This window comes from Ornithinibacillus caprae (genome assembly GCF_009728145.1).
GTDB lineage: Bacteria > Bacillota > Bacilli > Bacillales > Amphibacillaceae > Ornithinibacillus > Ornithinibacillus caprae.
On the sequence record NZ_WOCA01000003.1, the window covers coordinates 208,723 to 235,243 of the forward strand.

General features: G+C 35.6%; 29 protein-coding genes and 1 other annotated feature. Of the genes, 6 read left to right on the plus strand and 23 right to left on the minus strand.

What is annotated here, in order from left to right:
• Positions 1-452 precede the first annotated feature (452 nt).
• Both GMD78_RS06155 and GMD78_RS06160 read right to left on the minus strand, forming a co-directional pair.
• Positions 453-770 carry a hypothetical protein gene (locus GMD78_RS06155; protein WP_155668042.1) on the minus strand — a complete coding sequence of 106 codons (318 nt, stop codon included), beginning with the start codon at positions 768-770 and terminating at the stop codon, positions 453-455.
• A gap of 19 nt (positions 771-789) precedes the next feature.
• Positions 790-1,131 carry an NIPSNAP family protein gene (locus tag GMD78_RS06160; RefSeq protein WP_155667957.1) on the minus strand — a complete coding sequence of 114 codons (342 nt, stop codon included), beginning with the start codon at positions 1,129-1,131 and terminating at the stop codon, positions 790-792.
• A gap of 186 nt (positions 1,132-1,317) precedes the next feature.
• On the opposite strand from GMD78_RS06160, the gene GMD78_RS06165 reads away from it, so the two are divergent.
• The 3 genes from GMD78_RS06165 (at position 1,318) to GMD78_RS06175 (ending at position 3,980) form a co-directional block, all read left to right on the plus strand.
• Positions 1,318-2,874 (plus strand): ABC-F family ATP-binding cassette domain-containing protein, encoded by a 1,557-nt coding sequence (locus tag GMD78_RS06165; protein WP_155667958.1) that lies wholly within the window; start codon positions 1,318-1,320, stop codon positions 2,872-2,874.
• A 112-nt stretch (positions 2,875-2,986) separates the two neighbouring features.
• On the plus strand, positions 2,987-3,304 hold the full coding sequence (locus GMD78_RS06170; protein ID WP_155667959.1) for a hypothetical protein: 318 nt from the start codon (positions 2,987-2,989) through the stop codon (positions 3,302-3,304).
• Positions 3,305-3,521: 217 nt separating this feature from the next.
• A complete protein-coding gene (locus tag GMD78_RS06175) occupies positions 3,522-3,980 on the plus strand; it encodes a DIP1984 family protein (protein ID WP_155667960.1) in 459 nt (152 codons plus the stop codon).
• A gap of 564 nt (positions 3,981-4,544) precedes the next feature.
• Here GMD78_RS06175 and GMD78_RS06180 read toward each other — a convergent pair.
• The 19 genes from GMD78_RS06180 to GMD78_RS06280 form a co-directional block, all read right to left on the minus strand.
• A complete protein-coding gene (locus tag GMD78_RS06180; RefSeq protein ID WP_155667961.1) occupies positions 4,545-4,841 on the minus strand; it encodes a hypothetical protein in 297 nt (98 codons plus the stop codon).
• A gap of 148 nt (positions 4,842-4,989) precedes the next feature.
• Positions 4,990-5,763, minus strand: a complete 774-nt coding sequence (locus GMD78_RS06185; protein ID WP_155667962.1) for a tyrosine-protein phosphatase — start codon at positions 5,761-5,763, stop codon at positions 4,990-4,992.
• Positions 5,764-5,826: 63 nt separating this feature from the next.
• Entirely contained in the window at positions 5,827-6,324 is a 498-nt protein-coding gene (locus tag GMD78_RS06190) for a GNAT family N-acetyltransferase (protein ID WP_155667963.1), read from the minus strand.
• A gap of 32 nt (positions 6,325-6,356) precedes the next feature.
• Entirely contained in the window at positions 6,357-7,136 is a 780-nt protein-coding gene (locus GMD78_RS06195; RefSeq protein WP_155667964.1) for a methyltransferase domain-containing protein, read from the minus strand.
• Between the two features lie 36 nt (positions 7,137-7,172).
• Positions 7,173-7,607 (minus strand): VOC family protein, encoded by a 435-nt coding sequence (locus GMD78_RS06200; protein ID WP_155667965.1) that lies wholly within the window; start codon positions 7,605-7,607, stop codon positions 7,173-7,175.
• 15 nt (positions 7,608-7,622) lie between these two features.
• Complete coding sequence (locus GMD78_RS06205) at positions 7,623-8,651, minus strand: Gfo/Idh/MocA family protein (protein WP_155667966.1); 1,029 nt, start codon at positions 8,649-8,651, stop codon at positions 7,623-7,625.
• A gap of 64 nt (positions 8,652-8,715) precedes the next feature.
• Positions 8,716-9,324, minus strand: coding sequence for a DedA family protein (locus GMD78_RS06210; RefSeq protein ID WP_155667967.1), 609 nt, complete (start codon positions 9,322-9,324; stop codon positions 8,716-8,718).
• A 328-nt stretch (positions 9,325-9,652) separates the two neighbouring features.
• Positions 9,653-10,129 carry a DinB family protein gene (locus tag GMD78_RS06220; protein ID WP_155667969.1) on the minus strand — a complete coding sequence of 159 codons (477 nt, stop codon included), beginning with the start codon at positions 10,127-10,129 and terminating at the stop codon, positions 9,653-9,655.
• A 59-nt stretch (positions 10,130-10,188) separates the two neighbouring features.
• The gene (gene trhA, locus GMD78_RS06225; RefSeq protein ID WP_155667970.1) at positions 10,189-10,830 is read right to left on the minus strand and encodes a PAQR family membrane homeostasis protein TrhA; all 642 of its coding nucleotides are present in this window, start codon (positions 10,828-10,830) and stop codon (positions 10,189-10,191) included.
• 492 nt (positions 10,831-11,322) lie between these two features.
• The gene (locus tag GMD78_RS06235) at positions 11,323-12,993 is read right to left on the minus strand and encodes a GMC family oxidoreductase (protein WP_155667972.1); all 1,671 of its coding nucleotides are present in this window, start codon (positions 12,991-12,993) and stop codon (positions 11,323-11,325) included.
• Positions 12,980-13,561, minus strand: a complete 582-nt coding sequence (locus GMD78_RS06240) for a gluconate 2-dehydrogenase subunit 3 family protein (RefSeq protein WP_155667973.1) — start codon at positions 13,559-13,561, stop codon at positions 12,980-12,982. The genes GMD78_RS06235 and GMD78_RS06240 overlap by 14 nt, the downstream gene beginning before the upstream one ends.
• A gap of 224 nt (positions 13,562-13,785) precedes the next feature.
• Positions 13,786-14,385, minus strand: coding sequence for a hypothetical protein (locus GMD78_RS06245; RefSeq protein WP_155667974.1), 600 nt, complete (start codon positions 14,383-14,385; stop codon positions 13,786-13,788).
• Between the two features lie 87 nt (positions 14,386-14,472).
• Positions 14,473-14,901, minus strand: coding sequence for a hypothetical protein (locus GMD78_RS06250; RefSeq protein ID WP_155667975.1), 429 nt, complete (start codon positions 14,899-14,901; stop codon positions 14,473-14,475).
• A 237-nt stretch (positions 14,902-15,138) separates the two neighbouring features.
• Complete coding sequence (locus GMD78_RS06255) at positions 15,139-16,353, minus strand: MFS transporter (protein ID WP_155667976.1); 1,215 nt, start codon at positions 16,351-16,353, stop codon at positions 15,139-15,141.
• Between the two features lie 30 nt (positions 16,354-16,383).
• Positions 16,384-16,625: a binding site (T-box leader), on the minus strand.
• 157 nt (positions 16,626-16,782) lie between these two features.
• Positions 16,783-17,340 carry a GNAT family N-acetyltransferase gene (locus tag GMD78_RS06260; protein ID WP_155667977.1) on the minus strand — a complete coding sequence of 186 codons (558 nt, stop codon included), beginning with the start codon at positions 17,338-17,340 and terminating at the stop codon, positions 16,783-16,785.
• Entirely contained in the window at positions 17,333-17,986 is a 654-nt protein-coding gene (locus GMD78_RS06265) for an alpha/beta hydrolase (RefSeq protein ID WP_155668043.1), read from the minus strand. The genes GMD78_RS06260 and GMD78_RS06265 overlap by 8 nt, the downstream gene beginning before the upstream one ends.
• A gap of 46 nt (positions 17,987-18,032) precedes the next feature.
• Positions 18,033-18,794 carry a class I SAM-dependent methyltransferase gene (locus GMD78_RS06270; RefSeq protein ID WP_155667978.1) on the minus strand — a complete coding sequence of 254 codons (762 nt, stop codon included), beginning with the start codon at positions 18,792-18,794 and terminating at the stop codon, positions 18,033-18,035.
• A gap of 79 nt (positions 18,795-18,873) precedes the next feature.
• Positions 18,874-19,332 (minus strand): DinB family protein, encoded by a 459-nt coding sequence (locus tag GMD78_RS06275; protein WP_155667979.1) that lies wholly within the window; start codon positions 19,330-19,332, stop codon positions 18,874-18,876.
• A gap of 68 nt (positions 19,333-19,400) precedes the next feature.
• Positions 19,401-19,880, minus strand: coding sequence for a tetratricopeptide repeat protein (locus tag GMD78_RS06280; RefSeq protein WP_155667980.1), 480 nt, complete (start codon positions 19,878-19,880; stop codon positions 19,401-19,403).
• Positions 19,881-20,021: 141 nt separating this feature from the next.
• Here GMD78_RS06280 and GMD78_RS06285 point away from each other — a divergent pair, with 141 nt between their 5' ends.
• A complete protein-coding gene (locus GMD78_RS06285; protein WP_155667981.1) occupies positions 20,022-20,207 on the plus strand; it encodes a hypothetical protein in 186 nt (61 codons plus the stop codon).
• Between the two features lie 57 nt (positions 20,208-20,264).
• Here GMD78_RS06285 and GMD78_RS06290 read toward each other — a convergent pair whose 3' ends face one another.
• On the minus strand, positions 20,265-24,053 hold the full coding sequence (locus tag GMD78_RS06290) for a sigma factor-like helix-turn-helix DNA-binding protein (protein WP_246187579.1): 3,789 nt from the start codon (positions 24,051-24,053) through the stop codon (positions 20,265-20,267).
• A gap of 167 nt (positions 24,054-24,220) precedes the next feature.
• On the opposite strand from GMD78_RS06290, the gene GMD78_RS06295 reads away from it, so the two are divergent.
• Together GMD78_RS06295 and GMD78_RS06300 are read left to right on the plus strand one after the other, a co-directional pair.
• Complete coding sequence (locus tag GMD78_RS06295; protein WP_155667982.1) at positions 24,221-25,234, plus strand: potassium channel family protein; 1,014 nt, start codon at positions 24,221-24,223, stop codon at positions 25,232-25,234.
• 75 nt (positions 25,235-25,309) lie between these two features.
• Entirely contained in the window at positions 25,310-25,594 is a 285-nt protein-coding gene (locus GMD78_RS06300) for a hypothetical protein (RefSeq protein ID WP_155667983.1), read from the plus strand.
• A gap of 125 nt (positions 25,595-25,719) precedes the next feature.
• Here the strand turns inward: GMD78_RS06300 and GMD78_RS06305 are convergent, their stop codons facing one another.
• Positions 25,720-26,451: a YqjF family protein gene (locus tag GMD78_RS06305; RefSeq protein WP_155667984.1), complete on the minus strand. Its 732-nt coding sequence runs from the start codon at positions 26,449-26,451 to the stop codon at positions 25,720-25,722.
• Positions 26,452-26,521: the final 70 nt, after the last annotated feature.

Sequence of the window (26,521 nt, forward strand, 5' to 3'; positions counted from 1 at the left end):
GCTATAAGTAAATGTTATTAAATAAAAAGGTAAATAACGAAGATTGATATATATAGTGTATCAATCACTACCAAGTACAATCCCAGATTCGATTTTTTCACCTTTTCTAGGCTATAATTAAACACGGTATCATACAAGCCTACTCCAAATAACATAAGTGAAATGATCATTACAATTGTATTGCCAGTAATAAACACTGCAAGTAAATAAATTAACCATCTGCGAAAAAAATTAAAAATCAATGCGATAAATAACCAAGAGCTTGCACTTGGATCTACCTGTAACTCTTGCTCAGAAGAAATTCCACTAAGCCCTTTTTTAATTTTCTTATATTCTATTAAGTAACTGATATTTATCCATAAAATAATAAAACAATAAATGATAATGTAGATATCTTCATTATTTCATATCATCTCTATCAAATAAGATCACCTCACGTTACTTTAACCACACTACTCGTTTACTGCTGAGATATCAAATCCATCTTTATATGTAGTTAAGGCAATTCTTTTACCGTCCTTTTCAAAAATCCCTTGAGATCCTAATCGTTCTACTTCTTTCCAGCCAAACAACTTTACGTGCTGAACATACACCCTATTTATTCCGTTAAAACGATATGAAAGACTATCATCCGAGTATTCCTCATCTACTTTAGCAATTATTGGAACAGGAAAATCATATATGGATGATTGTTTAAGCGTACCAAAAATTGCAAGTATAGCAAGAAAACCAAGCGTGATGATGGACAAGAGCAATTTTTTATTTTTCATTTCTTTTCCTTCTTCCAATTTATTCTCCACGCACAGTTGATTCTATAGCTTCGTTCCTTACTTCTAATAAATACGTATATACCTGTTCTCTACCACCGTTTTTCTCGTACCAGTCCTGAACACGCTTGACATGTGCTTTGTCACTTCGAATGTTGTTCTCGATTTCAATGTACTGTTCATAACTGTCATACTCCCATATAGCAAAAACTTCAACCGTATCGTCATTATTTTCCTTCATCCATCTACCGACTAAGCGAGAGCAATGCTTTAATTGATTAGGTAAATTCGTGTCGTTAAAATGATCATTAAAAATGTCTATAAACTCACTTTTTACAATATAATACTTCCTTCGATAAAACATACTAATCCCCCTTATTTGATATGGTCCATATGTCTCCTACTCTGTTTATATATATTCGACAAATAGAGTGTTAATCCTTCTTCAGATAATGTAGCCGATACTTCTTTTCATTACCCCCTATCGTTTTTACAAAATGACCTTTATAATATATAAGAATGTATTTTTCAAGGAAAAGGTGTATAAAGCATGAGTCTATTAACAGTTGAGAATTTAAGTCACGGATTTGGGGATCGAGCGATTTTTGATGATGTGTCTTTTCGATTATTACAAGGTGAGCATATTGGACTTATTGGTGCTAATGGCGAAGGTAAGTCTACATTTATGAACATTATTACAGGTAAATTGGAGCCTGATGCAGGAAACATTAGTTGGTCAAAACATGTAAGGGTTGGTTACCTTGATCAGCATGCGATCTTGAAACAAGGAATGTCCATTCGTGATGTACTGCGGACAGCCTTTCAATATTTATACGATATGGAAGAAGAAATGAATCTTCTTTTTGCAAAAATGGGTGAAGTTGGTCCAGACGAGTTAGAAAAATTACTCGAAGAAACTGGCCGCATGCAGGATTCACTGACAAATAACGATTTTTATACGATCGATGCAAAAGTAGAAGAAGTTGCAAATGGACTAGGATTAGATGATTTTGGGCTAGAACGTGATGTACATGACCTTAGTGGTGGGCAACGAACAAAAGTGCTTCTTGCCAAATTATTACTGGAGAAGCCAGATATTTTATTACTCGATGAGCCAACAAACTATTTGGACGTTGAGCATATTGAATGGCTGAGAAATTACCTCATCGAGTATGAGCATGCATTTATTCTTGTTTCGCACGATATTCCGTTTCTTAATAGTGTAGTAAACTTAATCTACCATATGGAAAATCAACAGCTTACAAGATATCCTGGAGATTACAACGAGTTTCAACGGGTTTATGAAATGAAAAAACAGCAAATAGCTGCAGCCTATAAAAAGCAGCAAAAAGAAATCGCTAATTTAAAAGATTTCGTTGCGCGTAATAAAGCGAATGCTGCAACAAGTAAAATGGCGATGTCCCGACAGAAAAAGCTTGATAAAATGGATATCATTGAGCTTGACGCTGAAAAACCAAAACCAGAGTTCCGCTTTAAGCAAGCTCGAACACCAGGTAAATACTTGTTTGAGACGACGGACCTTGTTATTGGTTATAATGAACCCCTATCGAAGCCACTTAACTTATCTATGGAACGTGGGCAGAAGATAGCTCTATATGGTGCTAACGGGATTGGTAAAACAACCTTGCTTCGCAGTATTTTAGGAGAGATTCCTGCTATATCTGGAACAGTTGATCTTGGAGAACATCTTCACATTGGATACTTTGAACAAGAAATAAAAGTATCCAACCAAAATACTTGTATCGAGGAAGTTTGGGATGATTTCCCTCATCTGACTCAATATGAGGTCCGGGCATCCTTAGCTAAATGTGGCCTAACAACAAAGCATATTGAAAGTAAAGTTCAAGTATTAAGTGGTGGAGAAAAAGCAAAGGTTCGCTTATGTAAATTAATCAATCAAGAGACAAATCTACTTGTACTCGATGAGCCAACAAACCACTTAGATCAAGATGCGAAAGAAGAACTTAAACGAGCACTAAAAGAATATAAAGGAAGCGTCCTCCTCATCTCGCACGAGCCAGACTTCTACGAAGACATCGTCACAGACAAATGGAACTGCGAAAACTGGACAACGAAAGCATATTAAAAGGTGCCTGTCACTTGTCGAAATTCGACAAGTGACAGGCTCCTTTGTTTTTCATTTTTTTGTTGTACATGCATATATATTAGTATGTGGTAAGGATGAGAGGGGGTTGATGATGAAAACATCAGTCTATTTACTTGGACTAGTTGCTATTTTTATTTTAGTTGGCTTTTTGGAAGCTCAAACGATTATGGATAATGAGAAAAAAACAAATCATTATAACTTTACGGATGAAACAGAGAGTGTAAATGCTTCTGGGGAACCTAACCTCCCTAGTTCTACACAATATGTGCTTGAAGAAAGTCGTGAAGAAGACGGAGAGATTGTGGAAGTTTATGGAGAATATGAAATTTACGAGGACGAAAATGGAGTTGTTGTGGAACGTGTACCAACCTCGAATTATGAATTTTTAAGATATAAAGAAGAAGAGTAATGCAACTTTCTATAATACGGGCCTTATTGGTAACTTGGTTTTTAGCGCTAAGCTTAGTGATATCCCTAGAATAAGAATACTTATGGTTCCCTATCTGTCTAGATAGCCACTTGGATAATCAAGTGGCTATTTTTATTTGAATTTATTGAATAATTTTGAATTTATGTTAAAATTTAATAGATAATCTGTATGTTAATCTTTAAAAAGGGGGTATAGCATGAAATTAGCAGAAGCATTAATACTACGTGCCGATTACCAAAAGCGAATCGAGCAATTGAAGCAGCGGCTACTGCAAAATGCTAAAATACAAGAAGGAGACTCTCCAAATGAGGATCCGAAAGAAGTAGAAAAAGAGCTTACTAGTTTATGGGGGCAGTTAAAACATCTTATAAAATGTATAAACCGTACGAATTTAGAAACCAAATTTGATGAAAATCAATCACTTGCAGACGCGTTAACAGAACGTGATTTGTTGGGACAAGAAAGAAACGTATACAGTGAATTACTGGAACAAGCTTCTGCACGCCACGACCGTTATTCTAGGTCGGAGATAAAATTTATAACCCCCATCAATATTAGAGAAACACAGCAATATGTTGATAAGTTGTCTCAAAAATATCGAGTACTAGACACAAGAATTCAAGAATTAAATTGGTTAACTAATTTAATTGAATAAAGTGAATCTTTAATCAGTTAAGGTTTCTTCATCCCCCACTGATTGTTAGCACCTTAATGGTATGACCTAAAGGTCTTTGAATGAATTGGACATTTACGGATAGTTGATCCCCCACTTAACCTCCTTGGTTTCGCCTCGTAGGTTTGAGTGGGAGGCTTACTACCCGTTATTTGCGAGATAAATCAATAAGTTGGTAACGAAATGATTAGGCGAGTACAAAACCCGCCAACGGGCAAAGTTGGAATATGGTAGGGATTTCGGGGTAATCCTTGAGGTTCGAGTCCTCATTTAACAAGTTATACCCATAACTGTTACATGGGTACACTTCAATCATACAATTTACAACCATGTACTGATTTTCATTTCGTGAGGGTGGGATCGGGGACTTTGATTTACATTTAACAAAACCTTCTTATGTTACATTCGTTTAACCTAAGCTTTGCAAAAAAGGCTAGGAAGAAGCCAAGGTGTCTAACTTTTTCGTATACTTAAGTTAATAATATCATACTGAAACTAGCAATATGACTCATCGTCTCAAGGATAAACTCCATAATAAGTAACGGACTATTGTTTATTCTTTTTAACTTTTTTTAGCAACGTATGCTGAACTGGTGGGCCATAACTTGGCCATGTTTGTTCCTGTAAAAAATATGTTTCTCCATCTATTTCAATCTCACTTTTTCCTAGATAAGTTGCTTCTTTCCCTCTCTTTGTTAATTCTTCCTGAACAGCCAGTCCATGTTCTTTTTGATTAGTGTATCGATCATCTAAATCTAATCGAATAGTTCCCCTTGGTCCTTTTACTACCCAATAGACGGCAAATATGATCACTAAACTTATAATTAACATTCCACCAGACATATAGCCACTCTCCTGTTCGCATATAAAGTAGAAAATCTTTAAGTTATATTACGGCTAAATCTTGTCATAAGATTCACGTTTTTTAAACACCCGCAAAAAATAGCTTAGTTCGATGACTAAGCCATACCGCAATTAGTATGGTTCTGATTTATTCTAACAAATGCTCCTTTAGTGTCTTTATATCATTAGTAGATAACCCAAGCACTTCCTTCATATATAAATCGATACCTCCATATCTAGCATCAAGTTCATCTAAAAAGGTATGAATATACTCTGCCCGTGCCTCAAACAAGGCGTCTAGAACTGCTTGTTCAACATTTGGCAGATCATTATAGCCAATCGCTTCAAAGTTTTCTGTAGCTTGGTCTAACGATTGATTCGTATACAAATAATCATCCAAGATTATTTTCCGAGGAACTCCAAGCATGTTGAGAATAAGTGCAGCAACAGCACCTGTTCTATCCTTTCCAGCCATACAGTGGAAAAGCATTGGAGTGTGTGGTTCGTTTAACAAAATCTCAAACACATTCTGAAATGCACGCTTATACGAAACCATGTCTTTGTTCAAATTTAATAACAGCTCTCCTGGCTTCGTTTTCCGTAGTACATCTGCGAAGGTTGATTGTCCTTCCACCTGTCCCAATATCCTATCATCCGATAGAATTGGAGTATGATGCCATGTAGCTCCATTTAAAATAGGATCTGGAAACTTTTCAACTTCATCTTTACTACGCAAATCACAAATTCTACTAATCCCAAGTCTACTCACTGTTTCTTGGTCTATATCTGTTAATCTACTTAAATTTCCAGAGCGATAAAGCATCCCCCATTTCACCGTGCGACCTTCCTGAGTCGGGTAACCGCCTAAATCTCGAAAATTAAAACTGCCTTCTAATTTAATATCACGCAATATATCTTTCATTTGTCAACCTCATTTCGTAAAATCAAATAGCAGAAAATCCCGATGGAGGGAACCTTTCCTCCCCTATAAATACAAAACCATATATTTCACATCTACATAATTATTATCAATTTTTAATGCTTTTTTCTCCGTTCCATATTCCTCAAATCCTGCTTGAGCATATAATTGCACAGCTGATTTATTTTCAGAAGCAACCGTTAAATGAAGTTGTTCAATATTATCTAGAATTCTTGCTTTTTCAATGGCTGCCTGTAACAATTTCATTCCTACTCCAAGCCTACGTTTTGTAGGGATAACATACATGGACACGATGTTTGCTCTATGCCTCAGCTTTTGTCTATTTTCCTTAACTAGTGCCACTGTGCCTATTAGTTGTTCTTCATCAAATGCACCAAAGGTAAACGACTCCTGTGATTGCAAGCGACTTTCATGTAATTCTAATGGTTGAACTTTTACCTCTTCATAGCTAGAAGAATATGCTTCTGGATTATTCCGTAGTGATTCCAATCTTATTTTGACAAGACTTTCCGAATCACTAACCTTTAATTGCTTTATTTCCATCGTCCTTCCCCCTTGACGAAAATCTAATAAAACTAAACTGTTGCACGAACCAAATACCGTGCATAGGTGATAGGTAATCCTTCGTTAGTTGTATGCCGACCAAAAATTTTCTCTATCTCAGCAAAATTTTCCTGTTTTACCGTCTCCAATATATCGGGAGACTGCCCAAAACAACATAAACGTAGTACATCGATTGGCTCATGCAGGTACTCTATACTATTTATTTCTTCTATATCAAAAGTTAAAAAATCACTTCCGTCGAGCCTTTGCTTTAGTGCATCTAATATTTGGGTACTTTGGGATGGTGAAAAAAGGTTCGGAAATAGAAAAGGTAATTCCTTCCCAGATTTATCACCTGGATGAAGCCCAAGGATTTCTCCACCGCTTCTTACTACTTTTTTAAGCGTTAAATAGGAAGATGTAGGTCCCTTTCGAACATAGGCACAGTCGAATTCATTTTCTTGAAACGGCAATCCTTGTTTCGTATTCCAAACAACGAAAGAGACATTGGATTTGGAATTCTCATTGCCATTTTTTATAAAATTGTCTGTTACATCTAAACCAACAATCTCTTTTGCATGATCACTGCATTGAATCGTAAATTCTCCATGTCCGCAGCCTACGTCTAACACTTTTTTATGTTGGATTGTCTTAGTAACCTCGTCATCAAACACGGTTTCACCATTTGGGATTGTTACTGTTGAATCCCAGGGGTACGTATATGTATCTTGTATTCTGCTTAACTGTTGGTACCATTCTAATGAATGAGGAACCAACCAGCCTGAAAGCGAAGACGGATCTATCAATCCCATGTAATCTCTCCTTTTAGACTCATCTTTTTCATCACCTTAAAGTGTCAGCATAGCTCCTCTTTCATCAAAGGTAGAATCTGGATTGTAGGCTACTTCCCAAATATTATTTTCTGGATCGGCAAATGATGCTACTCGTCCAATTTCAAAAGCAGTTTCTGGTTCACATAATACTTTTCCTTTAGCTTTTTTTACTTGTTTAATCGTCGTATCTACTTGCTCAGGTTTATCAACATTGATCGCAAATGTTACGCCCTTAAAAAGGTTTTCACTTGGCTTTATTATCTCTAGCCCTGTATCTTGGGCTAATTTTTCAACAGAATATAAGGATAGCATGACTCCTGCTGTATTAAATACGGCATAGTTTGTATATCCGTGGTCTGTTTCTTCCCAACCAAGATCTGTATAAAATTTACGAAGTAACATTAAATCATAGCACCCAATTGTAATCAAACTTACTCGTTGAGGAACCATATTATTCTCCCCCAGCTAATTCCCAATAATTTGATCTATTACGATTTGACTCTCATGTCCATCTTCAGCCGTAGCTAAACTAGGGTCTAGGCTGTCATGTACGACATACTCGTACACACTTTCCAAATATGGATAAAACGCATGAAAATAACCTTGAGCTCTTTCTGAGACGTAATCTGGTGCTACCGCCCGTTTAGGGACAGTAACTTCGTTCAGTTGTTCATTCACTTTTCCTAAGTTAACTTGTTTATCATTATCTAATGTTATAGTCCCTTCCGTTCCATAGACCTTTACACTTGAGCCAAACCCATGATTTACTCCCGTTACGAGTTGCAATGAAAATGTGGAGTTATGTTTCATTTTTCCATTGATAAAAAATGCATCATCAGCATCTCTTACCTCTCCTCCACCTTCTGGCACATGCGTATGTACAAACCCATTTACCGCTTCAATCTTATCGTCTATTAACCATCTCATCGTATCAATCATGTGGGAACCTAACGCTCCAAGCATTCCACCAGACTTTCCCTTCTGACCTAACCAGCCTCTCTTACTCTCTTGTAGCCGTTGGAATTGTGGATTGGACACGTGATATTCGAAATGCAGGATCTCTCCTATATGGTTGTTTTGAATTAATTCTTTTACCTTTTGACGAGCAGGTACGTATCTCCATTCAAAATCTAGTAATAGTTTTGCACTCTTTTCTTTTGATAGCTTTACCAGTTCCTCTGATTCTGTACGATTACATGTAAAAGGCTTTTCACAAATAATATTTTTCATCCCACTTTGTAGCGCATATTTCACCATTTCATAATGATAAATCGGCATAGAACTAACCAATAAAAGATCAAGTTCTTCGTTATCGATCATCTCATTCCAGTTTTTATAGTGTACAGGAGGATGGTCCCATTCCTCTATTTCCTTTGGTAACTGATGACGATTCACCGTACTTACTGCAGTGACAGTCATATTTGGATGTGTATGGATAATAGGTGCTTGTACGTTTAGACCAAAGCCCCCACCAATAATTCCTACTTTTAACATCGTGTAGCCCCCTTATTTAGTTACTTTTATTTCTTTACATTCTATCACTCTTCTAGCAACTCTTCTAAACTTTCTTTCTTCTTTTTACAAAAACTATTAGAAGTAAAATGAGGAAGAATGCCAATAGAACATAGATGACTTTAGAGTATACTTCCATATAGTCTATAATCTGTTCCCAATTCGCTCCTAAAGATGCCCCAAGATAAACTAATACAACGTTCCAAATTAATGTTCCCAATGTCGTAAATAGAAGAAATAGACCAATATTCATTTTGGACATCCCCGCTGGTATTGAAATTAAACTTCGTAATAATGGAACAAAACGGCAAAAGAAAATCGTCCAAGGTCCATATTTATCAAACCAGGCATCCGCTTTATGTATATCCTCTGTTGTAATTCGTAAAATATGTCCCCACTTACCAACGATCTTTTCCATCCTTTCCGCATCCAGCAGTAATCCAACCATATATAGGATGATTGCCCCAACAACTGATCCAGCTGTCGCAGAAGCAACAACTAAAGCGATGGTTGCGCTAGTTGTTGTTGTTAAAAATCCACCAAACGTTAAAATTACTTCAGAGGGGATTGGTGGAAAGACATTTTCAAATGCAATTAACAACATAATTCCCATATAGCCAAATTGATCCATAATCTCATATAGCCAATTATCCATTGTATACTCCTCGGATTTTAAATTATATTTCTGTTATTAAATCGCTTAGGGTAAATTCTAACATATTTATACTACCATAAATGAAAATATTTAAATTTTTAGATATTAGTATTAGAAAACTTGGCTTAAGTCAAGCCTTAGTTGGACTGGAAGCTTTCTTAATCAGCGAACAAAAGCACATGCACAAAAATAAATTTAAATTTCATGCTGAAATAAATAGAGATAAAAATGGGGTACAAATCATTGTTCGATTTGTACCCCATTTTCGTTTAGGGTTATTGCTATAACATTTTTTATTAATCTTATGTATTTTAGACTTTTTTCAGCCTTACATCTGTTCTTCTTTCGTAGGACCCATTACTCCAGGAACTGTTAGTCCAGCTTGGCGAAGTAGAACGGTCATTTGCCCACGGTGGTGGGTCTGATGGTCGATCATCATACGAAGTAACGCCCCGCGAGGTGTTTGTCGCCCAAAACTATCCACCGTCTCAACCATATGCTCATCCGACAATGATTGTGCTACTTGTTTTTTTACATCCTCTGCAATTTGATTGTATGCTTCAACGATCTGATTTGCTTTCGTTGGCACATCATCTTTGCCACCAGCTGGAGTAACATTTAGGCCAACCTGACCACCAAAAAATGCTGGACTTGTAGCAAGATGCCAGCCTAGCCAACCTAGAGTACTATGTCCCTCTACAATAGATTGATCTAATTTATCATCTGTAAGAGCTTCTAACACTCTTTTCGTTCCTTGTGCAGCAATTTCCCAATCAGCTAAAAAATCTTCTTTTGTACGATACAATGCGATCTACTCCTTTTCCAATGATTATTTCTCTTAATTATAATTGTACACATTTCAAATTATGGTAACAAATAAAACAACACACAGAAAAAGTGAGCAGTAGTTCCAGCGATAACAAATAAATGCCACACCATATGATGATATTTAAAGCCTCTCCAAACGTAAAAAACTGCACCAATTGTGTAGCATAAACCACCTATTACAAAAAGAACAACTCCATTAAAGTTTAAATTATCGATAATTTGCTTCCAGCCAATAACAACCATCCATCCCATAACGACATATAGAATGGTTGACGTAAACAAGTATTTTTTTACAAAGTACGATTTAAATACGGTGCCAGCGATCGCAAGTCCCCATACAATCCCAAACATTGTCCAACCAAGCGCACCTTGAATTACAATAAACGTAAACGGTGTATACGTTCCTGCAATAAAAAAGTAAATGGATGAATGATCAAATATCTCAAATAAATCTTTCACTTTTCCAGGTGGCATGGCATGAACCAGTGTCGAGGACATGTAAAGAATAAACATCGTTGCACCGAAAATGGTAAAACTAACCACATGCCAAGCAGTACCATGGATAGAGGAAAAAACAATTAAAATGACCAATCCAGCCAAGCTAAGCACCGCACCAATCCCATGCGTAATCGCATTCGCTATCTCCTCACCCTTAGAAAAAATATGCGTATCCGCCAAATAAACCACCCCTCTCATTAAATCATTATAACAAAAAAATGTCGGTGCCTGTCACTTGTCGATTTTCGACAAGTGACAGGCACCTTGAATTTTCTTCCATAGTCAGTTTGCAGTTTCTGCTGCAAGACGAGGATATGATATTACAGTTATTGAGCTCGTTCCTTCTTGCGTTGAACATACAAAGAAGCTTGCTGAAAAATATCTCTACATCTATTGTTACAGAATATAGATTTAGAGATTGAACACTGCGAACCAGGTGGAGCAATGGATTATGAAAAATGGCAATATCATCAACAGGTTCCATTAGCTAAAGCAATGTCCTATATGGTAAAAATACGAAAATCTGTTGAAATATCCTAACATTACATTTAACGGAATGAGGATTCACGAACTAATGTGAGCGGATCCTCATTCCGCTAATTCCATTCATTTAGAGTACTTTCTAAACACTTCCTCAACTCAACCATTACACTAGTAATACACTAAATCCTATCAACTAAATACTTCCCCTTTTTTCGCTTCTTGTTTAATAAAATCTGCTACCCAGTAAGCTAACGCCCCAACGGTTTCACCAGGATTATAAGCACCTATAGTTGGAAATGATGAACTTCCGACAACAAAGAGATTATCCACCTCATGGGTTTGACAGTATCGATTAACGACTGAATTACTAGGATCTTCCCCCATCCTAGTCGTTCCTCCAGCGTGACTATTTAGTACCCATGGATCTCCCAATTCTCCACCCCAAATTTTCAGTGCACCAGCTTTTTCATAGATCTCATATGCCCGTTGCCGTAGAAAAGCAAGCTGTCTGGATGTTTGTGGATGCCAGTCAAAAGTGACTCTAGGTACCGGTAGCCCATAGCTATCCTTTACCTTTGGATCCAAGTCAATATGTTTTTCATCCTGTGGAGGTTCTGTTAAGTAAATTCGAGAATTGTAATGATGTGTGTACGCTCTGGCTATAAAGTCCTTATATTCCTGCCCCCAGTTCGGTATTCCCTCAGGAGTAGGAGCATCTGTAAACTCAATTGGTTGACCTGCCAAGCCTTGTTGATCTGCTCCAGTAATATTTCCGCCCATGACAAAATCCTCCCCATATTCTTCTGGAGAAAAATTATCATCAGCAAATCGATTAACCGCCCATCTTGGGGTTGGACCAATAAAAGAGTTCATTGGTTCGTCAAACAACCCAATCAATTGTGTAATGTCCCGCATATGAAAATACCGTCCTACTTGACCTCGGTTGTTTGCAATTCCATTAGGGAATTGATCCGATTTCGACAAAAGCATTAAATGAGTTGATTCAAGGTAATTAGCAGCAATAATAACAATCCTACCTGTCACATGATGGATCCGCTTATTTTTATCAACGTATTTTACTCCTTCAGCACGACCATACTGATCAACCGTCACTTCAATTGCACGGCTATGAAAACGAATTTCAAGATTTGGGTTCTGCCTTGCCTTACGAATTTCCGTAAGACCTACATCACCCTTGGCTTCAATTGTACAACCATAACTTTGACAAAAACCACAATAACCGCAAGCTTTGCGACCATCATAATTAACCGAGTTAATCGCTCCTGGTACAGGAAACGGGTCGTAACCCATTTCTTTTACAGCTTCAACAAAATGACGAGTAGCATAGGTTGGTGTAGTTGGGGGCATTGGATAAGGTTTTTGACGTGGTGGATGGAATGGATCTTTCGTATGGTCGCCACTGATTCCTACTCTTTCTTCAAATTTTTGATAAAAAGGTTCTAAATCATCATAAGAAATGGGCCAGTCAATGATTGCTCCATTTTCTACTTGCCCAAAAACTGTTTGGGCTTTAAACGTAGCTGGTTGGAACCTCCAGGATTGTGCTCCCCAGTGAAGATGATCTCCTCCAGGTCCCCAGCCATTCCAGCCAGTAATCACTCTTTCTGTAGATGAACGATCATCTGGCCTCCATGTAAAGCGCGGTTCATCTTGTGGCCCCCACAACACTTTATTTCGAATTGGAAACTTTAATTCATCCATGGCGTATTCGTCAGAACTGATATCTGGTCCCCGTTCTAATGAAATCACATGAATCCCAGCATCTGTAAGTTCTCTTGCCAGGATACCACCTGCACAACCACACCCCACAATAACAACATCCGCATCATATTTTGTCATTGTTTCCCCTGACCTTCCCTCTTAGACTTACAATGTCCTCTGTAACCCAACCGCGAGTCGTGTGTTCGAGTGGGTGAAACCTAGTACCTGGATAGTCAATCAACTTCCATCCAATCATGTTTTGATTCCCACCATACTTTGGATCTGCAAACATTCCTTGCATCGTATGTTCCCTTAATAATTCAAAGAATTCGGTACCCTCAACACGTTGAAGAATATTCCCTCTATTTTCTGAAGATAGAAGGAGAAAAGACTTTCCATATTCTGATCTCGCTAACCTATCTAATTGATCGATTCCATCTTTATATGTTTCCATATCTTGTTCATGGACTGTACGTACAGAGAATAAAATGTATTTAGTAACTCCAGCTTGTTTTGCACCAGGAAAAATGGTATCGACCGCCTCCTGGAGAATTCTAACAAAATTCGCCTTAACTTTAGCTCTCGAAGCAGCTGTTATTCGTTTTTGATTCCTTTCTTCCCATTCTTTTTGTGTGTAACAAATTTGTGCCCTACCATCTAGAGGACGAGCCCGTATATATGCTTCTTTCATTTTTTTTGGGGACATTCCCCCACCTCCAAAACAACATAGTCTCTAACTATCTTATTTTCAGAGGCTTATCCTTATAACATATAATCGATCATTTAATTTAGAAAACTTGTCATTGCCAAGTCTTTAAGATAAATGCCTTTTTAGTTGCACTTATGCAGGATAAGAAAGTTTCCTATTTGCCAGTAAAAAAAAGGATCTTACGGAAGATCCTAAATTTCTGATACATTCATCTTTTTTGGTTAAAAAGATATATAACTCATCAAAATTATGAAAAAGAATAATGTCTCTAGATTTATGATAAAAGGGTTAGGTTTAAACTTTGAAAACAAATTGACCCTTTTTACCAAACTTGTATCAAGCAACATAGATAAATAATAAAAGAGTAATAGAGAGTACAAAGTCATGAGGCTTGCCATTATCATTTCACCATTATTCCAGAAAGCTATTGCTAAAAAAATCGTCCAAATTGATTTAAACACATTCGTAAATCCTTCAAACGGATTAGATAATGTTGCCATCATATAATTTCCATGTTTTTCTGAGATTGAACCATCTTCATTATGCTTTACGGTGTAGGTAATGTGACCTGTTTGCAGTGCCATTGTTATCACGATCATTATTAAATAAACTAATCCAAATATAGTTCCTACTTGCAGAATTTCTGAATCTACTAATCGGTATAAAACTAATGGTAAAGGCAACCACATTGCATACATAATAGCCATTAATATGTGCATAAAAGCGTACTCATTATGTTTAGCCATCTTTTGAAATGTAAAAACGATGATGATATATATTAAAACTCCTATCCAGCCCATGATCATTGTAGAAATTAACATCATATCCCCCTTACAATATTAGATTATTACGAAAAATACTCGTTTGAGAAACCATTAACATAATAGACGTTATCCAACATTCAACTTTTATTTTCTCTCCATCTTTTCCAAAATCAAATAGTCTTTAGTTTTTTCTATTGCTACACCTTTTTCTCTTGAAAACTTTTCCAACTGATCAAAAATCCCCTTAGGTGTAAACTTAGCAACACGAATACTTAATCCTTTATGTAATTTTATACTAACTCCTTTTGTAGCCCATCCATACCGTTTGAAAATCATCCGTTCAATCTCGTTTGGAATTACAATTTTATAGTGAACAGGGATCGAAAAACAGAATATCTTATAAACTATTTGATCATCGTTTATAGTTAACGTATAGCGAATAAATGCTAGTAGTAGAATTAGTATGGAAAGTATTACATAGTAAGGAAATCCGTCTGTTTGGTAACCCCCTATTAATAGTCCTAACAACAAAAACAGCATTAGTTCTCGTGGACCTCTTGCAGAATAGTTCATTCCATTCCTCCTTTTTCATTTTTTCTTGTTTCTTGCACCGTTAGTTGGTGCAAAAGCATTTCTTCTGCCAAATAGTTGCAACTTCGATACTCTCTATTTAGTAAAAATATCCTGATGAATATTTCCCAGGAAATTTTCAAATTAATATATACTTATGATCCTACTATATAAATGGAAGTTCAATGTATTTACATTTTACCATACTTTAAATTCCATTAACTGGTTTTAATCATTGAATTATCCATTAAAATATAAGCGTTTAGAAGGTATTAAGCAAAGTCCACATAATACTAATGAAAAAAGCATCATTACTAGAACGCCAAGAACAACTACAAGTTGAATGGAATAAAACTGTGCCGAAAGACCCATAACTGAAGTGAATATAATAATTAACATTGCTTCTATTAATTGATATACACTCCTAATTCTCCCCATTAAATGAACCGGAATATTATTTTGAAAAAATGTGAGAAATCCTGTATTAGCAAATGCAATAAAAAATGCTAGCGTAAAGAAGCCAATACTCGCAGCCAAGAACGTATTCGAGAAAGCATATATAAAGTATCCGATGGAGACAAGTACAGGTCCCACACCAATTAAAAAAGAGGTTTTAACTATGTTTACGATTAACGTGTTAAAGAGCGCACCAATTATTACGCCAGCACCAGCTATTGATACCAAGAATCCATACTCACTATTTGTTAGTATTAATACATCCTTGGCAAAAGCTGCCTCTAGCGAATCTACCGCTGTAGCCATAACGACCAGTACGCAGCTAAATAGGAAATATATGACTATAATGAATTGATAAGATTTACTAAACGCAATTACAGCTTGTAAGTCTTGTTTTAACATCACTACTGATAATCTTGTATTCGAATTTTCATTTGCGTTTTTAAAACTTGGTATGAAAAAGGTTACAAGTCCTGATAGTAATAATGCTAAGGCATTTATAAAAATTGCTGCTGTTGGTGTTCCAATCAAAAACAATACTCCAGCTACTGCAGGTCCGACTAAAAATGCTCCAGATGTTATTAAACTATGGAGTGCATTGAATGTTTTCCGATTTTCTTGTGGGATTAATTTTGTTATGTATGTCAATGATGCTGGCGCAAACATTGAACTGGCCATATTTATTATAAATACGATCATATAAATAAACACAATAGATGACATGAAAGGTAAGATTGCAATAAACAAAGCTCGAAAGATGTCTAGAAAAATCATGACATTCCGTTGATTTAAACGATCAATCATACTTCCCGCCCAAAAATTAGTACAAATCGTAGCTAGTGGCTTTAAAATATAAAGTCCAGAAACCGCCAGTGGAGATCCCGTCATTTCATAGACAATTAGATTAAGCGCAACAAAATAAACCCATTCACCAATTGTAGAGATCCCAACTCCAGTTAATAAAATCATCGGATACTTCCAACGTACTAATTTAATCATCAAAAAATCCCGCCCTCCAAGACAATTTGCCTTGGGGACGAGATTCCTATATCGTGGTACCACCCCAGTTTGTTAATATGTCACCATATTAACCTCATCAGGTACATATTTATACCCTAGCTCTATAACGGGAGCACCCGTTACACCATCCCCATCTAAGTTCCGATGTAATGTTCAGAGCCTTGCTTCAACCAAATAGTCATACTCCTTTACAGCAACTGGAGCTCTCTGTAATGACATCCTAAGTCTACTCTTCTCTTCAACGCACTTACAATTTTAAATATCTTACCATCACTTATATTTAATGTAAATACATTAATCGAATAATTCTTACTCGAAGCTAGTAAGACTAAGTACAAATAAACCTACACTTAATGTCAGTGCCTGTCACTTGTCGAAATTCGACAAGTGACAGGCACCGACTTCAGTTTAACTACTGGTTGTGGAATACCACTCCATAAAACTACTTTTTTTAATTACATTCAATATACAAGGTTCTCCGACTTGTTCTTCTAACTTTTCAAGTTCGTTTGGGAATTCCTCTTCTACCCCGATTGTGACATACGGTAGTCTTTCTTGAGATTTTTGCGATCGGATATTTTTTATTTTCGCTCCAGCAAATACATATTCCATTTGTAATTTCATAAATGCAGTGTGCAATATGTAGCGTTTTGCTAATTCATTATATCCTTTTCCCCAGTAAGATTGACCGATCCAAGTCCCAATATGACAGGTTTTATAGTTGTGATCGATATCCTTTAAGGTAATGACACCTATGAGTTTATTTTCTTCATTTAAAATCACTCGTGAAAACTGCTTTTCTTGTTTTTCCTCTTCCAGTATAAAGGTAATAAAATCCTTCGTTCCTTCAATTGAAGTCTGTTCATTTGTTAAGCCTAAAGCTTCTTTAACTGAAGTTTCCGATGATAAGGCGGACATGCACTCTGCATATTTAACATTATGAGGAACTAATGTTACGTTAATCATACTTTTTCCCTCCACTAATAAACTCATGAAGACTTCTAACCATATTTTCCATAGCACGTAAGGATGCAATTGTATCATTCGGTTCAACATCTAAGAAATGATTTGCATTAGGTATTGTTTCTATTACAAAATTCGTTTTCGATTCTAAGGCTTGTACTTTGTTAGGAATAAAATGGGGATCCTTTTCTCCGACGATAATTAGGGATGGATTACTTGATTCCATTAAGGATTCAAAAACTATATCAAACTTGAGTAATGGTGTTAATAATACTAACTTAGAATCGCTATATAACTGATTTTTAATAAGGCAATTAATAATAGGAAGCGTCCCAAGTGATTTTCCGAAAATTATGGTATGACTATATTTCCTACTTTTTAAAACTTCCGTTATGATTGGGTATGCATCTTCAAGCATAACATTAGATATGTCTTTTACGGAAAGCTTTAAAATATCTTTTGTATAGGAGGAATGGACATGTACAATGTCATATCCCTTATCAAGCATTTCCATTGTAGAATAGTAGAATAATGGTTTATCAAACTTATAACCAAATCCAGAAAACATGAAACATACAGTATCACTGTCGTTTACAAGATGTGTATAACGTAATTCTTTTCCTTTACTAACTACAGCTTTTTCATTCATCTTCAAGATCCATTCCCCCCATTAATCTCTTTCCTCAAGAGTACCATTATCCTTTCTTACAAACGTAGATCATTTGTTTACTTTGGTTTGAGATAGGGGTACCATGCCAATCCTCATAAATTTCTACTATGTTAAAACCATGCTGATTCAACAAGCGTTCCATTTCCTTGGGATATACATATCGCAACTGAATGTTTGTTACTTTTTCGTTTGTTGTTTCCTCATCTCCTCCTCTGGATCTTCTAATCGTGGTGTATTTTTGGATTTGATTGAGAGAATCGTAGTTACTAAGTGTATATACATCAATTATTTGTTTCGTTTTTGGGTCCTCATAGCTTCTCCAAAATTCTTCATCTTCAGTTTGTAATAACTCATCTTTACTAGGGAATCTCGTATTTAAAATAAATACTCCTTTCTCGTCTAAATGCCTATGTATTGATTTCAACAAACTATCCTGGGCTTCATTTGTAAGAAAATGTTGAAACGAATTACCAACTGTAAAAATTAAATTACTTTTAAGATCCAAATTAAGATCCGTACAATCTTGTTTCTGCCATTCTATAGATAAGTTTAGATTCTTAGACTTCCTCTTTGCTTCATCCAACATGCCAGAATGAGCATCTATTCCAACCATTCGATGACCTTTTTTAGCCAAAGGAATGGTTACTCTCCCTGTGCCACAAGCTATATCAATGATTGGACCTTTTGTATGTTCAAGCCATTTCGATAAAAAATTAATATCCTCTGTATACATATCATTTTCCAGATCATACAACACCGGATCATCATACTCCTCAAAATTATCCATATCGTCTCTCCCCTCTTTAATTGTCGGTGCCTGTCACTTGTCGAAATTCGACAAGTGACAGGCACCGACAAACCACCATTCACACTACAGCTTTTATCTGTTGAAAATGGTGTTCATCGTGTTGTACTAATCCAGAAAAATAATCAAATAGGGTTAAGGTAGTGGTTCCAATAATTAATTCTTCTAACCATAATTCATCAGCGACTTGTTGGATCTCTTCTATTAACTGTTTCCTCATCCTAACAAAATACTCAATCGTTTCTTCTTTACTCCGTTTTTGGCTTTCTATAGCTGCTCGATTGTTTACCTCATGAACCTGTGGGCCTTTTGGCAAATCAGTTTGTTTGAAAAAGAATCGAATACGCTTATTCAACACAAATTCATCCCAAGGAATGAGATGTCCGATTACTTCAGCAACCGTCCATTTCCCTTTACCAATCTGTCTCCTCCATTGTTCTTCTGTTACGTTTCCTAGGCTTTTAACCCACCTTAATGATTCTTCATAATGATTAATTATTTTCTGTTTATTATTATTCATTTTTCCACCTCAATTCCCTAACACTATTAAATCACTCTTAATCCCTGTAAATGGGATCTCCATCACCCTTACTTCCAAACTTGATCCAATTTATCTGAATAAAAGTCTATTGCTTTTTTATACATTAATATCCCTTGATCTTCTGTTGTTTCCGTAAGACATTTAAGTAATAAATCCATCGATGCACTATGTTCATTTAAGTTGTATAAGGTCATCGCAAAAAACACCTGAATTGCTCGGTTATTCGGGAAACGTTCCATTCCATGGAGTAGAGTCTGTTTAGAATTTTCATAAAGTCCTAACGTTCGGTAAGTACTACCTAATCCCAATAACGCACCTTCCAAATCCTTTTCAGACAACCCTAATTTAATTGCTTTTTCATAATAAGGAACTGCATTTGCTTCTTCCCCTAAAACATCAAAACTCCATGCACACTGATAATTTAAATATGCGTCGCTAGGAGTAACCTCTAGTAACTCCAACAACATTTTATTCGATTTTTTAAGCTTCCCTTCATTACGTAATGTAATTGCTTGCTCCATACTCATTCTATTTTGCTCCCTTACTTTCATTTCTAAAATATTCTTTTTTCAAACTATTAAAAAATATGTACTCATCTTAACATACTACATAGTACAACATGCATGTTTTCCTTGATGATTAGCAACCTAATAATAGGAGGTGACTACATGTCAGATAATCGTGAAAATCGTGATCATAGAATCCAGGATCCTCACTTTGACGGGATTAGAGAAGGAATTATCAATGATTCAGAAGGAAAGCGAATGGGTGTGCGAGCAGATACCAAAAAAGACCCCAAAAACCCATACAACGTCGACCTAAAAGAAGACCCAGAAATGAAAAAGCTAGAATAAAATATGTCGGTGCCTGTCACTTGTCGAATTTCGACAAGTGACAGGCACCACTGGATTTTAGTTCAATGTGACATTGCCTGAGTGGTCGACTTTAATTCGGTTGCTGTTACTTTTCAATTCATTTGGAAGTACTTTATAGTAAGCGCGTTCTGGCTCTTTAAAGATTCCTTTTTCTGTTAAAAATTCATATACATATGTTTCCTGCATTGTGCCATCATACTCGTGCTTTAGGATATGATAAACTAACTCATCAAAAGTTTGAATTGGGCTATTTTCTTTCACCAATAATATCTGATCATAACGATAATCACTGACGATCTTAGTGATTTGACGGTAACCATGATCGATCAGGATTGTTTTTATCAAATATGGGTTCCATCTAAAGCCGATATCAGGTATCCTGCTATTCATTGTTTCATCAATTTTATGAAGTGCAATATATGCAGCATCACCTTGTAATTCGTCTACTAATTGATATACCTGCTGTACCACCTCAGATGGAATAGCAAACTTTTCACGCGGATATAATGTATCCATATCTATTTCTACATAAGTACCTTGCTCTAAAAGCTTATATACAATTTGACTTGCCATAACACTTTTATAGCCATAATTTAAGGCAAAATCTTTTATCTCTTTTCGAGTAGTTTCTCGGTCAAAATGATAGGTAATAACTTCTTCAAAATTACTAAATGGGCAGTTTTCTACATATAAAAAATTCATATGCCCCTTCAATGTTGGAAAAATGGCTTTTAATAATGATGACATTTTCCAGTAATCATCAATTCCTTTTTCCTCCATTAATAAAGATAGCGTTTGATCTAACATGACTTCACGATAGACAAGAGCAGCTGTTGTAAAACCATTGTCCATCGTTTTCTCAACAAGAGAAATTAGATTGGTCTTTGTTATATCAGAAAGACCTAGGTAATCTAATGTAATTACTTTGTTTTTCCCCCACGATAACAATTGCTTGGAACTGGAAATCCCTAAATCAACTTTAAAAGGTGGCCAATTTAATGTTTCCTCTATTTGTTTTTTATCACAATAACCACCAAATTTATTGACAACGTCCATTAAGCTTTCTTCAATGGTTTGCTTAGCTTGGTCATTTTTAAATATATTTAAGGTATTTCCTTTACCGATTATAAATTCTTCATCCAAGTAATAGTGAATAAGTGAGTATAGATGAAGTTTATGGAAGATATTTAAATTTTTCAGTTCACGTTCAAATGTATGATAGATCTCCTCCACATTGACTACATTAGTTTCTGTAAAGCGATTTAACAAGTATTCTTTAACCTTTGCTATGATGGATTGATCAAATTCTTCATAGTTAAATCGCTGAAAAGTAGATCGATTCACTAAAATTAATTTGCTAGAATCTCTTAATCTGGCATCCACAGCTCGTAAGCTCGAGTTTAATTCATAATCTAGATGCTTTTTAGCTAACTCTTTGAGGTATTCATAGCCCTCTTCATCGAGCTTAAGTTGGTCTGGGATAAAATGTTCAAATAAAATCTCTAGTGCACGGATCACATTTAGCTTTTTCCTCGAATAAAACTTACCATAACGTGAAAAACCATATTCTTCTAATAATTTTTGAATGGTTCCGAGTGTCGGACTCATTACCCCAAAACTTTCTAGCAAGTCACGAATAGTAGATTCGAATTTTTTTAAAAGAAATATATTCGGCAAATCCTCTATACCGCTGTCTAATACATCGATATGGATATTTTGGTCTAAGTTAAAGAAGAAAATGTCTAGCTTTTCGTAATATGCAAATCCCTTTTTTTGTTCCTTTAAAATTTCAACTATATATCGGTTATCGACCCCAATTAGTTGTATTAGGTCTTCATACGTTATATAGGATTTTGAAGTAGAGAATAGCTGAACTACTTCATAAAAGCTAAACTTTTTCAGCTCAGACTTTAGTTTAAGTTCTGCCTTTTTCGCAATTTGTCGCACTCGTTCTCTCGTAATTCCAAAATGTTCCCCGGTTTCTTGTAGTGTTAGTCGATCTTCAAATCTGTATTTTAGAATTAATCGTTCATTATCCTTTAATAAGGTAAATATCTCATTTATTATTTGGTCTGGCCGTTTAACTTTTTTCAGTTTATGATAAAGCTTCAATACATGCTGCTGATCCAGTGTATGGTCTATGTCACTGATCTTTCTTCCTTCTAAATCCTCGATCGTAACCGAACTATCTGTGTTCCCGCTTATATGAAAGATCGTCAATAATTCTCTGACAGGGATATGCTTTATGTATTCATATACATTCGTACCTTTTAGTTCCAATTCCTGTGACTTCATAGCGGATCCAGAGAAATTATTTAAAACAGCTATAATGTCTGTAACCTTTTGTTCTCCAACACCACGAATGGTTGCAAACTCCCTTATGTGCTTAGGCTGAATGTCTTTTACCTTCGTTAGCCGAATACTTTCGCAAAAGCTACGAAATTTTATATATTTACTATCAGAGAATAACTCCGTAATATACATGTCCGATTCGAATCGGACTTCATCCTTCATAAATGCATTTAGGGTAATGGAATAATTAATTTCTCTTAATCGTTCCAATACATCTTGAACTCTTCTCGTACCAACCTGAGGAAATTTAGAAAAATCTTTCATCTCTTTTTCGGTTATCTCGTTTATATTTTTTATTCCATGTTTGAGGCAAAAACGTCTAAACGAATTAAATTTATTTAAGTGAAAAACTGTTTCTATAGCTAACGAGTTTTCTTCTAATTCCTTAAAGTTTGTATTTCCATGCTTCGATGTAGTGAATGTGGCTCTTACTAATTGATGAAATGTTTCCACAACATCAGAAACTTTTTTTATTCCTACTCCATGTGTTTTAGAAAATGATAAAATATCGTTTTGTTTAATTTCTCCGATGGTTGCTATGGAGTTATTATTACAATAATCAAGAAAACGATTGTATTTGTTTTTACGAAATACATCCTCTACCATTAATAGACTAATTTCTTTGATTGGTAGTTCATTTGTTTCCTGTTGTCTTGGCGATGGATATGTTTTCACTAGTTCTTCAACGTTAGTTGTTAGTATTTCCAACGTCCGCTCCATCACATCATCTATTGTCGTTTTTCCATTTCCAGACATATTGCCAAATTGGGAAATATGGTTCATGGATAAATCAATTACATTCTTAATGTCATGTTTCCTACAAAAATTCAAAAACGATGCAAATCTATTTTCAGCAAATACGATATCAATCGGCGTTAGAACGTGAAATCTTTGTACTTTTTCTAAATAAGTACCGCTTTTTGCAATCTCAGGGTGTCCCTTATGTTGTATTGGTGTGCTTGTAGCTTCAATGGTGGAAGCTATTTCAGTGTGTACATACGGAGACGGATTAGAACAAACAATAGTAAATCCTGCTTGTTGAAATTCCGCTTCGAGCATTTCTATGTCTATGGTCGCATGTAATAATTTGAACCCTTTTAACGGGATTTTATGAAAAAATAGGTCGGATGTAACGTGAAATTGTTGTATTAATTTATCTAAACCTAGACGACTAAAGTCAATTTGCTTATACCGATTCATGTTGTTTGTTACGGTGATGTATTGTTTTGTTACTGGTACATCATTAGGTAATAGATTATTTGGCTTTTCTGTATAAAACTTAAATCCACGTAGTGATAGCTCATCGATTAGTAGACGGAATCGTTTTCGATCTTGTCTGAATAAATTCCATACATAATCTAGTGAAACTCTTCTTTCTTCCGTTATACTGCTTTCTACTAGTTTCTTAATAAACTCACTGTGAATTTCACCAAAATCATCCACTATACCTGGAAGCTGAATATAATCTCTCATAGCATCCCCTCAAAACTAACAAAAATTTTTCTACTTTTCACAATAATTATATGATATCATTACCGACAGGTGCCTGTCACTTGTCGAAATTCGACAAGTGACAGGCACCTGTAAAATAATATATACTTTTACTAGAGTTTCTTTTATTTGTTAGGGGGGAGTTTGTATTGCATTTTTTTCTTCGGCTCGGATTAAATCTAATTAAGATGAAGAATTTAACATTGTTTCTAGCAACGACTATTTTCGTTATCCTGTGTACGTTTACAGTATATTTTCTTGAGCCTGATAACTTCGAAAGTCTATTAAATTCATTTTATTTTGTGATGACCACATTTACGACAGTTGGATATGGAGATTATTCTCCCATTACTTCAGCAGGCAAGCTATTTTCAATTGTTATGTATTTAATTGGAATCGGGCTATTAGGTATTGTGATAGGGAAAATTATCGATGCTTTTTCAATCTTTAGAAAGAAGAGAGAGGAAGGTAAGATGAATTATACAAAAGAGAACCATATTATTATTATAGGCTGGGGAAAGAAAACTGAATCTGCCATTAAAGAGCTACTAAATTCGAATCAAACAATTGAAATTGTTCTGATCGACTCATTATCAACTTCACCTATAGATGTTTCAAATAACCGTATACACTATATTCAAGGTACTACCACAGAAGAGGAAACGTTTGAAAAGGCAAATATCTCAAAATCTAAAGCAGTTATTATTTTTTCAGATGATAATATTAAAGATCCTTCATTACGAGACGCAAAAACATTAACAACTGCAATCATCGTGGAACGATTAGCACCTTCTGTTCATACTACCGTTGAAATATTAAATGAAGAGCATATTTCAAACTTTTCCCATGTCCAGGTGGATGAATTTATCCTATCTCAAGAAACCATTTCTAGCTTAGCTGTACGTTCTGCAATGTACCAGGGAGTGAGTAAGGTTTATTCACAGTTAATTAGCAGGCAGTATGGTGACGACCTATATAAAGTTTCGAATAATAATAAGTGGGAAACCTATCGAGATGCCTTTAATGATTTATTAACTCAAGGTGCAACTCTCATTGCTGATCGAGATCGTCTTGACATTAATAGAAGATTAGATGAAAAGATTCCAGACAACGCTGAGCTATACATTATTTGTGATAAAGAAACCTATTTAAAACTAGGTTAAGAATTCATACGGTGCCAGACACTTGTCGAAAATCGACAAGTGTCTATCACCGACAATATAAGGAGAGTGAAGACATTGGCTAAATCAAAAGCACAAAAGAAACGTCAAAAACTAATTCGAGAAGGAAGGTTAAATCCAGAAATCAATCGTAGTCCATACGTTGAGTTGGATTTACGAACAAGAAAGACAAAAAATAAAAAAGATATGATGTATCGAACCAAACACAAAAAGAATCGTTATCCACATTCATGGGAAAACGATTCTTTTTTGATTCCTAGGCTTGATCACAAATTCATGAAGATACCAATTACTACTACTCCAATAAGCACGACAAGAAACCAAAAAAATACGTTTTTATAAATCGGCCTCTTTTCTCCTTCCATTCCTACAACACCAACCTTCCCCTAGTACACATTGTGATGGTTAGAATTATTCGAGTGGTGCCTGTCACTTGTCGAATTTCGACAAGTGACAGGCACCTACACCTACACCCTTTTCATCGGATAGATCAGGGTTTTTTTTGAATCTGCGTAATGAACGATTGCGGGCTTATTCACTACATTAGTATCAAGAAAATCTGACATGGAATGGTTGTCAATGTGAACATTGGCATCTTGCACTTTCCACTGTTTATGATGAATAGCCCCTGCATATAATTTTCCGTTCGTAAAGGTCCACAAAAAATACCTTTCTAATAACCAATGAGATATACTTCCTTTCTCAAGCGTTTCCTTTTCTTCCGCTACTGAATATTGTATGTTCCATCCACTTTCCTCTTCTTTTCGTGAACTAGAAAACGTCACTTCACCTTCTTTCTCCACCATCGACATTTTAGCGTAAGAATATGGTAATGTAGCTAGCCTCGCCCCAATTACAGTGGGCAAATGATTCGTATCAATCTGAAAGAAATAGACACCACGAACACCATTTCTTTTCACATATGTACGCACATTTAATTGCAAACTAGACTTAAAATAAGGAGGCAAGGGAATTCTCCGAAATCGCATATCATTCACCTTAAAAGCCACCATGCTCATCCACGCCTCCCCATTATATGTATCAAGTTCAAGATCAGTAGGAAGATGTCGTTTAACTTTTTCTGTTGATAGCGGCCAATGCAAAAACAATAGCTTTTCCCATTTCTGCATAACCAACCAAGGCACTTTCGGTAATGAATACTCTCGATGAGCAGTACTTCTGATAATTTCCTCCATCATCTTTTTTCCTCCAACAAGTTATTTCAAAGCTTTATTTTATTCTAATTTGGACATTCTATTAAATAGGGTG